The organism is Gardnerella sp. DNF01199S (genome assembly GCF_049244155.1).
Lineage (GTDB): Bacteria > Actinomycetota > Actinomycetes > Actinomycetales > Bifidobacteriaceae > Bifidobacterium > Bifidobacterium piotii.
Map to the genome: position 1 here is coordinate 1453717 of NZ_CP058380.1, position 14526 is coordinate 1468242.

5 protein-coding genes and 4 tRNA genes are annotated in these 14526 nt (G+C 42.7%); 1 reads left to right on the forward strand and 8 read right to left on the reverse strand.

Annotated elements, in window-relative coordinates; all coding sequences use genetic code 11:
- Window positions 1-62 precede the first annotated feature (62 nt).
- Entirely contained in the window at window positions 63-1427 is a 1365-nt protein-coding gene (locus HXT45_RS05945; protein ID WP_016806625.1) for a PFL family protein, read from the reverse strand.
- A 19-nt stretch (window positions 1428-1446) separates the two neighbouring features.
- A complete protein-coding gene (locus HXT45_RS05950) occupies window positions 1447-1740 on the reverse strand; it encodes an ACT domain-containing protein (protein WP_004131818.1) in 294 nt (97 codons plus the stop codon).
- A gap of 458 nt (window positions 1741-2198) precedes the next feature.
- On the opposite strand from HXT45_RS05950, the gene HXT45_RS05955 reads away from it, so the two are divergent.
- Window positions 2199-11090 carry a Rib/alpha-like domain-containing protein gene (locus HXT45_RS05955; protein WP_421781654.1) on the forward strand — a complete coding sequence of 2964 codons (8892 nt, stop codon included), beginning with the start codon at window positions 2199-2201 and terminating at the stop codon, window positions 11088-11090.
- Window positions 11091-11525: 435 nt separating this feature from the next.
- Here HXT45_RS05955 and HXT45_RS05960 read toward each other — a convergent pair.
- The 6 genes from HXT45_RS05960 to HXT45_RS05985 all read right to left on the reverse strand — a co-directional run bounded on the left by HXT45_RS05960 (window position 11526) and on the right by HXT45_RS05985 (window position 14526).
- Window positions 11526-11598: transfer RNA gene (locus HXT45_RS05960), tRNA-Val, on the reverse strand.
- Window positions 11599-11638: 40 nt separating this feature from the next.
- Window positions 11639-11710, reverse strand: a tRNA-Val gene (locus HXT45_RS05965).
- 31 nt (window positions 11711-11741) lie between these two features.
- A tRNA-Cys gene (locus HXT45_RS05970) sits at window positions 11742-11812 on the reverse strand.
- Window positions 11813-11839: 27 nt separating this feature from the next.
- A tRNA-Gly gene (locus HXT45_RS05975) sits at window positions 11840-11912 on the reverse strand.
- Window positions 11913-12030: 118 nt separating this feature from the next.
- Window positions 12031-12969 carry an acyltransferase domain-containing protein gene (locus HXT45_RS05980; RefSeq protein ID WP_421781656.1) on the reverse strand — a complete coding sequence of 313 codons (939 nt, stop codon included), beginning with the start codon at window positions 12967-12969 and terminating at the stop codon, window positions 12031-12033.
- Window positions 12970-12999: 30 nt separating this feature from the next.
- Window positions 13000-14526, reverse strand: coding sequence for a DUF4127 family protein (locus tag HXT45_RS05985; RefSeq protein ID WP_128832030.1), 1527 nt, complete (start codon window positions 14524-14526; stop codon window positions 13000-13002).

The following is a 14526-nucleotide window of genomic DNA, read 5'->3' on the forward strand; positions in this document are numbered from 1 at the left end:
AGCGTGATTAAGTATTAATTCAAGCCGCAATCAAATCACAATTTAACTTACGATTAACTCGCCTAATTCTTAAAGCTATGCACAGGCGCTGGAATTCTTCCACCGCGCGAAACAAACTCCTCGCAGCTTTCGGTATTCACTGGCATAATCGGCGCATATCCCATTAAACCGCCAAAATTAGCCATTTGCCCAACGCTTTTACCTTCCACAGGTATTATGCGCACAGCAGTTGTTTTTTGGTTTATCATGCCGATTGCTGCCTCATCCGCAATCATTCCAGATATTGTTGCAGCAGTTGTGCTTCCAGGAATCGCAATCATATCTAGGCCTACGGAGCATACGCACGTCATTGCTTCTAGCTTTTCTATTCTAAGGCATCCAGACTTTGCAGCAGCAATCATGTTTGCATCTTCCGAAACAGGTATAAACGCGCCAGAAAGACCACCAACGTAGCTGCTGGCCATTATTCCGCCCTTTTTAACTTGATCATTAAGCATTGCAAGAGCGGCTGTTGTACCAGGCGCGCCAACAGTAGAAAGTCCGATTTTCTCTAGGACTTCGCCTACGGAATCTCCCACGGCTGGCGTTGGCGCAAGCGACAAGTCGATTATTCCAAACGGCACACCAAGCCTTCTAGATGCCTCTTGCGCAACAAGCTGACCGACTCGCGTAATCTTAAAAGCTGTGCGCTTAATCGTCTCGCATAAGAACGCAAAATCCTTGCCACGTGCCTCGTCTAGCGCGCGCGAAACCACGCCTGGCCCAGATACGCCAACGTTTATTACAGCGTCTCCTTCGGTTACGCCGTGGAATCCGCCTGCCATAAATGGATTATCGTCTGGAGCGTTGCAAAATGCAACGAACTTTACGCATCCGTACGAATCACGGTCTGCAGTCGCGCGCGCAATTTGCTTGACTACTCGCCCAAGCAGCTGAACGCAATCCATGTCGATTCCAGTTCGCGTAGACCCCACGTTTGCGCTCGAGCACACAATATCCGTCTCGCTCAAGGCTTTTGGCAGCGATTCTATAAGCATGCGGTCGGCAGCTGTCATGGATTTTGCAGGCAGAGCAGAGTAGCCGCCAATCAAATCTACTCCAACTTTTTTTGCTGCTTTGTCTAGCGCGTGCGCAATTTGCACAAAGTCGTCTGGGCTTTTGCACGCTGCTGCTCCAACTAGGCTTATTGGTGTTACGGTTATGCGCTTGTTTACAATCGGGATTCCGTAGTCGCGCTCAATCGCGCAGCCCGTGCTGACTAAGTCTTTTGCAAGGCGCGTAATCTTGTTGTACACGTTTTCGCACACTTTTTGCACGCTTGCGTCTGCGCAGTCTAGCAGATTTATTCCCATTGTTATGGTTCTAACGTCGAGCTTTTCTTGCTCGATCATGGAGTTTGTTTCGCTCACTTCCATAATGTTTAGCATGGGCTTCTCCTACTAATCCCTAGATTCTGTGCATGTTTGTAAATATTTCTGCGCGCTGGCAGTGTATACTAACGCCTATTCCTTCGCCCAGCTTTGCCAATTCTTCGGCCAGCTCGCCAAATTCTACGCTTATTTCGTTTACGTCTACAATCATCATCATGTTAAAGAATCCGTTGACGATTGTTTGAGATATATCTAAAATATTCGCCTTGCTATTTGCTAAATGAGTCGTAACTTTTGCTATGATTCCTACAGCATCTTTGCCCACTACGGTGATTACGGCTTTGTTTTCATCATTATTAGTGGTGTTCATAATCACTCCTATTGGCTATATGTGATTTTTGCTGCGCAACAGCTGTTCTATCTATTCTGCTTGCCATTCGCGCGCGTTTTGCTCCTTATTTATACTATTGCCCGCCGCGTATAATCGCTTAGTTGTGCAACACGCCAAAATAACATATGAATAAATTTTCATAAAAGGTTAAAAATTTATAATAAAATCCTCTATATATCGTTATATCAACATAATATGCGTCAAATACCCCCCCCCATCAGTAAATTTTACACTTATAGACAACGTCACGCTTAAAAAATTTCACTCAAAAAACAAAAATACGATATAATATCTTGAATTGATGAATATTTATCTGTTCATGTAATTGAGCAAAGCTTGAATGCATGCATGTTAAGCACAAATTAGCAATCGCAATGCATCGCATGCTCCATAAAGCGGACGAATAAAAGAAGAACACAAAAAGAACGGGGATTATTATGGTAAAGAGCACTCGTCAAAAGCACGCTCGCAATCAAGAGTATCGCTCATTTGCAAATGTAAGCGCCAATTTTAGTGCATCAACCGCACGCAAACTGTCACTTAGCGCACTTACAACAGTTCTTACTGCCGCCACTTGCTTGGGCGGTCAGCCAATCCTCGCATCCTCTAATATTCTTCTTCCTCCAACTACTGCGGCATTTGCGCAAGAAGTGCGTAACGCAGACCCTACTCCTTGGCTACATACGCCAAACATTCTTGAGTATCAGCGCTACCGTTACTTAAACAGTAAAGGCGAATTTGGCTACGTTGGAGACGATAAAGTCGGCGACTGGGATAGAATCATCAACAAAACCGACATGTATGCACACGTTCAAGGCGAAGGCAATAACAAATACATGGTTTTCGACGTGTTCTTTAACAACGACGGTAAATCCATGATTTCTGCATCAAAAAAGCATCAATACGTGTGGCAAATTCCTTATGCAATTGCCGATTTAAGCAACGGCGGATATAAGAATGACACTATGCGCAATCTTAGATTTGACTTCTACAAGCGCAATGACAAATCACCTCAGACGTATGCAAATCTTTCTCACGATATTACCTTGTTCGATTACGACGCAAGCAAATCGTTCAGCCAAGACTTCTTGAAAGATAGCCAGGATCACAATAACTCAACATATCACTACTCTATAGGTGTACGCCCTGGCAGACCAGGTGATCAAGACATAAAAGATAACTTCCATGTTAACCCAGATGCTTTGGATTCTGCTATTAAAAAGGCTCTCCCACCAAACCAAAGACCTTATAACGGCTACAACTATGGCATTGGCATAACAACAACTCACGTTGATTACGCTGTTCACATGCATTGCGAGTTGAAGCTTAGACCAGGCGTAACCGATGAAGAAATCAAAAATGCCTTTACTTGGGCAAATAGCAGCTCTTATGGTAGAACTACTCATTCTGCTTACACCTTTATTTCTGGTCGTACAAAAGATGAAAATGTGCCACCTACAAAAAGCGACAACACTGCTCCAAAGCTGTATTTTAATGGCAAGGAGCTTACAGACGACTCCAGTAACATTACCGTGTATCAGGGAGATATTCCTACAATCACTTTCGGCACATCAGATGACAGCGGAAAGGTGACGAAGTTCTCTGTAAATGGATTCCCTAATAACATAAATAACGCAAACTTTACAGAGGATAAAGCCGAAGGTTTTGACGCAACTGAAAAGAATCCTTACAAACACGAAATTAAAGATGTTAAGTTTGAGCACAAGAACGGCAATACGCCAATAAACTCCGACTACACGATTACTGTTTCTGCAACCGATGCTTCCGGCAACAAAGCAGAAAAGAAAGTCACTGTACATCTTAAGAACCTGAACCAGAAGTATCCTTCCCCAACCGCCAATGCACTCACTGTTGATTGGGGACATAAGCTTACTGAAGAAGAACTCAAGAAGCAGATTCAAGGCAATGATGGAAAAGGTAAGAACGGCAACGGTACAGTAACCTTTATTGATAAATTGCCAAGCACAGAATTAGATGACGACCATTACAAGTATCCTAACGCCAATAAAGTAAACGTAACTGCAAAAATTACTTATAATGACGGCTCTTATCATTTAGTAACAATACCTGTAACAGTTAATAAGCCACTTTCTTTGCAACATAAGAGCGAGCTTAAGGATCACACTGTTGAAGTGAGCGTTAAAGATAAGCTCACAATGACCAAAGATGGCAGCAAGGTTGACGCTAAGGAATATCTTGGTATAACCGATAAGAAGGTTAAAGATAACATCAAGAGTGCAGAGTGGGTTAATGGCGAGCCTTCCACAGACGTTGCAGGAAAGAGAACTTACACTGCTAAAGTCACGTTTAATGATGGCAGCACAGCGGAAGAAAAGGTTACTTTCACGGTTCGCCCTAAGAAGCCTACAATTGAAACTGATTTGACTGGTGTTGCAGGCGTAAAGGGCAAGGAAGTTGTAGTTAATGCAGGCCCTGGCACAGCTGGAAGCACTGTAACTCTTAAGGATAACGGTAAGAATACAATCGGCACGGGAACCGTTGGAGCTGATGGCAAAGTTACAATTAAGGTTGATGGCGGCATTCCTGCTGGAAATGTAACTGCCGTAACGTCTACAAATCCTGCAGATCCAACTAAGGATCAGTCGGTTCAGTCGCCAGTAAGCGAACCTAAGAATGCTACTAAAGACGACAAAGCTCCAACGCTTACTGCCGATAAAGATAGCTTTACCGTAAAAGTTGGCGACGATCTGAAGATTCAGCTTACTGCAAAAGATGATGTAAAGATTGAGTCTATTGACACAGCAACAGCAACGATGGCTTTTGCTCGAAATGATCTCAGTAAGATGATGGCTGTCGCAGCGCGTGCAAAAACTGATTACACAACGAATACTGATAAGGAAAAGGTTTTCACTTATAGCTTCTCTGGCTTTAAGCCTGAAGAAGTTGACACTTATACTCTTACGTTCTCCGCAACTGATGCTGCTGGTCACAAAACAGAAAAAACTGTGACTGTAAAAGTGGAGAAAAAAGAAGACATTAAGTCAAAGAATATTGCTGTTGACTTAGGTCACAAGCTCACCGAAAAAGATGCAAAGAAAGCTATTGCCAATAGTCGCCAGCTTCCAAAAGGAACTACGTTTGCTTGGGCAACGGATGGCAAGCCGGACACTTCCACCGTTGGCAAGGAAAAGACTGGAAAAGTTATTGTAACTATTCCTACTAACGACCCAAAGAATCCGCGCGTTGAAACTGTTGCCGTTAAGGTAACTGTTAAGGATAGCGAAAGTCCTAAAGTTACGATTCAGCAAAAAGGCGATGGTGGTACATATAACACAATTAATGGTGAATATCTAGATGGTCCAAAACACGCACCAGAATTCACTATTATTACATACCGCGGTGATAAGAACGATATTAAGATTACTGCAACCGACAACAGCGGAGAAGTTACAACTCTTACTTTAACGCCTAAAACTCCAGGCGAGACAGAAAAAGCTTCTACTGGAACTGGCACAACTGCAGATCCTAAGACTTTGACGCTTGACGGCACTACTCCACTCAACACTGAGCCTGGCGAGTATAAGCGTACTATCACGGCGGTGGATCCTTCGGGCAACACTACAAACGTGTCTGTGAAGTTTGTTGTTAAGACGCAGGCAGATAAGTATAGCAAAGTCACAGGCACGCCTGTTACGTACAACATGAGTAGCGGAACAACGCATCCAGATCCTAAGAGCGGTATTAATGCAGATGATCTAAAGAAACTACCTAGCGACGCTACCTACTCTTGGGCTAAAGAACCAGATTGGAATAAGCCTGGCGAGCAGAAAGATGCTAAAGTTCGCATAACATTTAAGGACGGTTCAACTAAAGACGTAACTACAACTGTTACCGTTAAGGACAATATCGCGCCTGTTATTAACACACCTAGTACCAATAAGGCAAAGAGAGCAGATACCGATAAAACACCTGAGTACTACCAGTTCAAGGTACATAATGGCAAACCGTTCAGCATTGATATCAACGCTTATGACAACAGCGGAAAGATCAAGAGTGCAACAATACCAACATTCCCAGGTCATGACGGAAAAATCACTATTGACAATCAAAACGGGAATTCTGCAGAAAAGCCTGCGACTATTCATATTAAAGGCACTGCTCAGCGAGATGCGAATATAACCAATTCGTCAGACAATAAGTGGTCTCGTGAACTTGTTGTTACAGACGAAGCTGGCAACGAGTCTAAGCTAAAGGTTCAGATTTCCGTATACACGGATGCTGAAGAGCATAATGCTGCTCCGTCTCCTACATCTACGCCAGTTAAGAATCCTACAGATAATAACGCGATTACAAACGCTATTACTATTACAAAGAAGGATGACCCGAACTCCACTGTTGATAGAAGCAAGTTAACCTTCAAAGTTGGCGATATTCCTAAAACTAATGGAATACATGCTGTTCCTGTAACAATCACATATCCAGATGGCTCCACAACTACGGTTGAAGTACCAGTATTGATTAAGTTGCAAAACAAGATCTACAAGCCTACTGGGAATAAGATTGAAGTTCCTTGGCATTCTAATACTAACGAATTAATTAATAAGATTAAGAATGTAAGTTCTCTTGCTTGGGAAAATAACAACAAACCAAAACAAGACCCAACTGTAACTATTGTAGACAACAGTTCTGTTCCAAGCACCGATAAGCCTGGCGAAAGCCAAGTGCAGGTTAAGGTTACGTATTCGGATGGCTCTAGTGACGTTGCAACAGTAACTGTTAAAGTTTTGGATCCACAAAACAAGGATTACACGCCAGAAGGCCAAACTATTAAGGTTGACTACAGTAAGACGAAGAACACTACCATAGAGGATAGTGTAAAGAAGAATGGCATTAAGCTAAAGAAGAATGGCGCTGACACGACTTTGCCTACTGACGCAACAGTGACCATTGACAGCAATAGCACTATTCCAGATGGCACTCAGCCTGGCGATTTTACTGTTCCTGTAACTATCACCTATGGCGATGGTTCAACAGATCATGCAACGGTAACCGTTAAGGTTGGCGAGCCTCAGAATAAGAAGTATGAGCCAAATAAGCCTGATGGAATCAGCGTTGGATATAACGGTAAGGTTCCTTCTGATGAAGAAATCAAAGGTAAAGTCAAGTTTGACGATAACAACAAACCTCCAACAGACGGTACAACAATTACAGTTGATAAAGGTCAAACACCTATCGACACTAAGACTCCTGGAACCGTAAACGTTAAGGTTACTGTTACCTACCCTGACGGTTCTGAGGATCACGTGGAAGTTCCTGTAACAGTTGGCAATCCAGATAACGTGACTCATAAGGCTTCTGCAACGCCTATAGAGTTGAAGCGCAATAAAGACAATACAAATAAGCCAAATGAAGATGACATTAAAAAGCATGTCACAACTGGAGTTGCTGAAACTGAGAAGCAGCCAACCATTACTGTAGACACGGATAAGATTCCAGATACAAACAAGACTGGTACAACTAATGTTCCTGTAACTATTAAGTATGAAGACGGCACTACCACAACCGTACAGGTTCCTGTTGTTGTAACGGATACAAACGCAGACGAATACACTCCAAACGTTGACCCTGTGGAAGAGCAGTATGGTACCAGCAGAAACGATACTAAGGAAGCTGTTAAGAAGGCTGTAACTGTTCCTGATTGGCCAGATAAAGATGATAAAACTAAGCCACAGCCAAAAGTCACTATCACCAGCAAAGATGAGGATATTCCAGACGGCACAAAGCCTGGTACTTATCATGTACATGTAGATGTTCAGTATCCTGATGGAACTGTTGATAAAGTTACTGTTGATGTGACTATTAAGAACAAGCAGTCGGATACTTTCGAGCCAAAAGCAAAGCCTGTTGTTAAGCCGTATGGCACGAAGGTTACATCTGATGATATAACTAAGAATGTAACTGTTCCTAATTGGCCAGAAGCAGACAAGGATAAGTTAACGATTGAGTTGAACGATCCTAACCAGACTTTGCCAGATGGTAAGACTCCTAAAACCGTAAACGTTAAGGTTAAAGTCACCTACCCAGATGGCACGACTGACATTGTTAATGTTCCAGTAACTATTAGCAATAAGCAGTCTGAACTTTACCCACCTAAGGCAGATAGCATTACCAAGAAGAATGGCGAAGCACCTACTGCTGAAGACATTAAAAAGGCTGTAGAGATTCCTAATTGGCCAGAAGGCAATGGCAAAGTCACAAAGACTGTTGATTCTACGAGCATTCCAGACGGCAAAAAGGGCGGCACTTTCAACGTTCCTGTAACAGTTACCTACCCAGATGGAAGCGTTGCTAAGATTGACGTGCCAGTAAACATTGGCAACCCAGAAGCCGCGACTAAAGTTGTGACTGTGCCAAAGAACAGCGATCCAGATCCTAAGAACAGCATTGCTAACAATGGTGACTTCCCACAAGGAACGCAGTTCGAGTGGTTAAAGAAACCAGACACGTCTAATGAAGGCAACGGCATAAAAGGTAAAGTAAAGATTACTATTCCTGGATCTGATACTCCTCAAGAAGTGTCAGTAGATGTAAACGTGGTTGACCCAAGTGCATCTGAAGTCAACGTGCCACAAAAAGGCAAGTTGCCAGATGCTAAGGATGTTATTAAGGATTCTAGCGAAACGAGTAAGTATCCTAGCGGAACTACCTTTACATGGAAACCTGAGAATACACCAGATACCAGCAACTCTGGAAAGAAAGATGGAGTTATACTAGTCACCCTACCAGGCCAATCCCCTGTGGAAGTGCCTGTAACAGTGAACGTTTTGCCAAAGCCAGAAGCGAATGTTGTGAACGTTCCACTAAATGGCACACTGCCAGAAGCTAAGGATGTTATTAAGGATTCTACCGATAAGAATAAGTTCCCTAATGGCACTACGTTCGAGTGGAAGACTAAGCCAAAAACAGACGAGTCTGGCAAAGACAAGAAAGGCGTAATAACCGTCACTATTCCAGGTGTAAATGGCAAGCAAGGCTACACTGTTGATGTCGAAGTTCCTGTGAACGTAACTCCTGAGCCTATAGCGAAGGAAACCACCGTTGCTCAGAACAGCGATCCTGATCCTAAGAACAGCATTGAGAACAATGGCAGCTTCCCAGATGGCACTACCTTTACTTGGGGTACAGGCAAAGACGGAAAGTCTGGCAAGCCAGACACGTCTAAGGCTGGCAATAGCGTACCTGGCATCGTTGTTGTAACTGTTCCAGGCATAAAAGACCCTATAACAGTTCCTGTAAGCGTAAACGTTATACCAGCACCTGTTGCAAAAGATATGACTGTGCTGCAAAAGAAGGATGGCAATACAACTGGCAAAGAACCTAACGCAGAAGATGCTATTGCAAATAAGGGCAACTTCCCAGATGGTACACAGTTCAAGTGGAAGGAAGACGCAGACGGCAAGAAAGGCGGCAAGCCTGATACGTCACACGTTGGCAACCAGCCAAGCGTTGTGACTATTACGGTTCCAGGAATGACTCCTGTAGATGTGCCTGTAAACGTGCTTGTTGTGCCAAATCCAGAAGGCAAGACGGTGAGCGTGCCAGTAAACGCCAAGCCAAAGCCAGAAGACAGCATCTCCAACAAAGATGATTTACCTCAGGGAACCACCTTCGACTGGAAGAAAGATGCTGCTCCAAATACTGACAAGCCAGGCACCACTAAAGGCACTGTGCTCGTCAAGATTCCAGGCGTAAATAACCCAGTAGAAGTGCAAGTAACTCTAAACGTTACAGACAAGCCATTTATTAATGATGGCAATGCTGAAAACACGCCAACTAAGCCTGATAAGACCACTATTACTGGTAAAACTCAGCCAGGAAACACCGTAACTGTCAAAGACAATGGCGGTAATACTGTTGGTACTGGAACTGCCAACGAAGACGGAAACTTCACTATCGAAATCGATAAGAAGGATCCTGGTACAACACTCAAGCTTGTTCCAAGCAAAGGTAATGAAGAAGGCACTCCAGTAGAAGTAACCGTCACGGCTAAACCACAAAAGCCAACGATTACGGTACCAACCGACAACCAGAAGAACGACGGAAACGTAACTGTAACTCCGCCAACTGGCGACACAACGGTTGTAAAGATTGAAATCAATGCTAAGCCAAATTCAATCAATGGTCCAGAACAGCCAGTTCGCACAATTATTGCTAAGAAGGATAACGATGGTAAGTGGAAGATTGACGGCCCTGCGCCTAGCGGCGTAACTGTTGATCCAAATACTGGCGTTGTTACTATTCCAGCAAAGAATTTGGAGGATGGCAGCACTATTACTGCAGTATCTAAGAACAAGACAGACAAACCATCTGATCCTGCTACTGCTGTGACTGGCTTTAAGACTCCACAGATTAGCGAGCAAACACTGAAAGATAATCCAGATGATTCTACTAAGCAAATCATCACTGGAAAGACGCTTCCATACGCGAAGGTAACTGTTACCGACAAAGATGGAAAGCAAATCGGAACAGGCGTTGCAGATAAGAATGGCAACTTCACTATTACTATCAACAAGCAAACGCCTGGCGCGATTGTAAACCTTACGCCTACAAACGGCACAGGTGATTTTGCTAAGACTGGAAACACTGTTGAAGTAACGGTTGGCGGAGATATTGCCGTTCCACGCATAGACACGCCTGCAGACGGAAGTGCCACAATAACGCCAAATCTTACGGATACGCGCATAGATAAGGTTGTTATTACGTATACGCCTGAAGGCGACGGAAGCACGCCGCAAACTGTTACAATCACCGTTATCGCCGAGGGCGATATGCGCGTGTGGAAGATTGACGGCCCTGCGCCTAGCGGCGTAACTGTTGATCCAAATACTGGCGTTGTTACGATTCCAGCTGCAAACGTTAAAGACGGAAGCACAATCACCGCTGTTGCAAAGAATAGCACTGATAACACTGCTGAAGGCTCGTCTAGTACTGTTACAGGCACGATTGCGCAGCCTGGAGACGGTGGTAGTGGCGATAGCGGCGATAGCGGCGATAGCGGCGATAGCGGCGATGACAGCGGCAGCGGTGATAACGGCGAAAGCGGAAGCCACGCCAACAACGCCAACAACGGCAACAACGCCAATAACGCCAACAACGCCAACAAGAATGGCAGCAATAATCATGGAAACCAATCTAGCAATAGTGGATCTAATAGTGAATCTAGACGAGATAAAGGTGCTCTAGGCAATACTGGCGTTGGTGTTGCATTAAGCGCTCTTGCATCTGCGATGCTTGCTGGCATGGGTGCTGCAGGAAGGGCTGTATCTCGCCGCAAGAAGCGCAACTAGCTAGCACGCGCTAAGTAACTATAAACCAACAAACAAAGGCCTGGAGCGATTGCTCTGGGCCTTTTTGTTACCCGCTTTTTTGAATTCTGCAGCTAACCTGCCTGGGCGCGACGACCTGCATTCGCGCTTAGGTCGCGCTCACGACACGACCTGCCTTTCCGGGTTTTGTACCATATTCCACCTAAATTACGTACAAAACCCGGAAAAAATTCCGCATTTTGTACCATATTTGACCTAAAAATGGTACAAAGTGCGGAACAGCAAGTCGCGCGTGGTTGCGCCAAATGAGGTAGAGATTCGAGATTTTTCGCAGCGGATGAAGCATTTCGCTCGCGCGTTACAGCAAATAGAGAATGTCGTTCGCGCAGCCTAAGCGCGCTAACGTCAATGAGTAAAAAAAAAACGCGGTAAAATACCGCGAAAACAAACATATTGTGGGTGATATAGGAATCGAACCTATGACCCCTTCCGTGTGAAGGAAGTGCGCTAGCCGCTGCGCCAATCACCCAAAATTTTTTTAATTATGCGTGAAAGGCAATCCTTTCGAGTGGGCGATACAAGGTTCGAACTTGTGACCCCTTCCGTGTCAGGGAAGTGCGCTACCACTGCGCCAACCGCCCAGGTTGTTTATTAAGCTAACACGCTCAATCGAGGTGGGTACGAGAGTCGAACTCATCTATACGGCTTTGCAGGCCGCTGCCTAACCGCTTGGCTAACCCACCACAAGGCCGATAACTCACCAGACCTAGAGCGGACAACGGGACTCGAACCCGCGGTCTCAACCTTGGCAAGGTTGCGCTTTACCAACTAAGCTATGTCCGCAATGCTTTCTCGCTAACTAATGCCAGTCCGAAGCACGAGTAACTACTATACCAGAAATATTTATAAATTCAAGTCCGCCGCCCGTTGGCGTGTCGAATAGCAAACACTGTTAAATTTTCTACCTAACATTCTTTAAAACTCCGTACCCAATCGCCATCCTTCCCCCATTTTCAACATATTCCCTAATATTTTTTTGCAAACTTGTTTCCGTCTTGCCACTTTCCATGCCACTTTCCATGTGCACTTCCCCACACGCTTCTACATTGTTTTCCTTGCCACAATTTACACCATTTTCACCACGCCCAAAAATCTTGCAATTTTCTCCAAAAACCCAACGCTTATAGTCGTCAGAATATGCAATTCCAAAAACTCGAAACATAGATCTAAATACTCGAATATTCGACTTTTCTGGTAGCAACTTATCTAAAGCAGGATCAAGAAGCCACGATATGCAATAAAAAGTGCAATTCTTTAACTCAGGAATGTACTTATCTATAAACTCATTAGCCAACTTAAAACTTATCGTTAAATTTTCTATGCTTAACTTTGCATCAGACGGAATATGTACGCTTACCAGATTTTGCTTTTTGCAAAACTCAAATTCTAATTCACCTAATCTAAATATTTTCATAGAAAGAAGACGCGGGAACCAAAATTCTTCGCTAAAAACAAAAGGATACTTGCCAACACGAATCTTCTTAACAAATCTTTTAATAAAACCAAAAGTACTTAAAAATACTTCATCTTTAATTCCAGCTTGTTCATATCTTCTACGCACCAAAAGAACGCATACCATAAATATTGAAAGAATCCGCATTCCGCTATCATCAGCACAATATTCATTCAATTTTGCAACTGCTAGCTCTTGATTAAACCCGTCATTAAAAAGGTCTTGTATGCAATCCATCAAAACAGAAATATCTATATTTTTAAAAGATTGTACTATTGTGCGCGTTAGGCAATCATCAAAATGCAATTCGTTACACAGATTTTCAACATCTTCTGCAGTCTGCGAAATCAGGTATGACTTTTCATCTTCTTTTAACAAATCACACATTTTTACCTCACAATAAACTCACAATAAGCCTCACAACAAATCAAAATTAACTTCAAACATCCTTTTCCATGGAAAATCTACATTATTGATTTTCAAAGGAAGCGCTTTCGATAAATTCAACTTGCTATACTCTTTCTGCAACAAGTTTTTAGCTTCGCACTTAGCCCACGCTTCGCATGGCTTTACATCAAAATAATTACCACCATAATTATCAATCCTATTAGCTATATTCCATCGAATATTTGATTGATATAACGCATCTTCGATTATTCTATATGCAATATTTTTCTTTATACTTTTTGAATCAATGCCTAAAATTGCTTGAGATAAAACTGTTCCCAAAGTATTGCAATTTGTATTCCATCCCGCATAACTAATAATTCTGTCTAAAACGTTATTATCATCTAGCAAAGTTAATAATTGCAAATCCCCACCATTTGAATACGCACTATCACATAATGCAACTTTCTTACCAGATTCAACTAGCGTGCAGATATGATTAGTAAAATAATTTAAATTTCTATACGTGTCATACGTTACATCATGATTAGATACAGAAAATTCTGCTTCTTGCATAACTTTTCCAGGAGCATTAATCATCAAACAAATGTTGTTTAGTCCACTTAAACCGCTTAAATCACCTAAATCGCTATCTTCCCAATTTTCTAAAAGCCTTGCTCCACAAGCTAAAACATGAGATTTTAGGCTTTCAAACATAGGCCTATCTTCGTAAGAAGGAACTATTGTTGGCCCTAATATAGACGAATATTCAACACTTATGGCAGGCTTTATTCTATGCGATTTACAAAACGCTCTTGCAAGCAGAGTCATGCCAACTTCATCTGATCCAGGATACATAGCAACTCTACTGTTTAACCTCTTAGAATAAACAGCTGATTGAAGTCTTCTTTGAGACACTGCAGTATATCCGTATGGACTAGAATCGTCTTGTGGAAAAATAAGATAATCAATAGTATTATTTGCTACTAAATCAAGAATTGATATATTAATACCAAGATTTTTATCACGACGATTTTCATAATCATCAATAACATATTGAGGAATATCAAAAGATTCTAACTCTTTCTCCTGCGATTGTGTTAGATCATTGCATCTAATCTTTTTATCACTCAGATATGCTCTTAAATAAAGACTCCTGCCATATTCTGCGTAATAATCAGGCTCCTCATCGCTGCTGTTATACGCAGGCGCTCGCATAACAGTGCAAAAAACAAATAAAGTCATATTTGGATTAACTTTTTTGAGCTTTTCCAATACGCTCAGTCTGCTTTGCAAACAATCGCTTTGTAAATTATGTACTCTTGAAGGAACCAACCCCCCATATACAAGCATGTCTGCAGATATTATAGCAATATCACATTTTTTGGCATTATCCATCAAGAAATCAACTATTCCATTAATATCTGCAGACTGTTTTTTATTGCCTAATAATTCTAACGGCACATTTACAAGGTCAAAATCACTACTTTTAGCTAAAAGCTCTGGGAACTTATAGTTACAAGGTCGCTCGTCTAATGGAAGAAATAAGACTTTCAT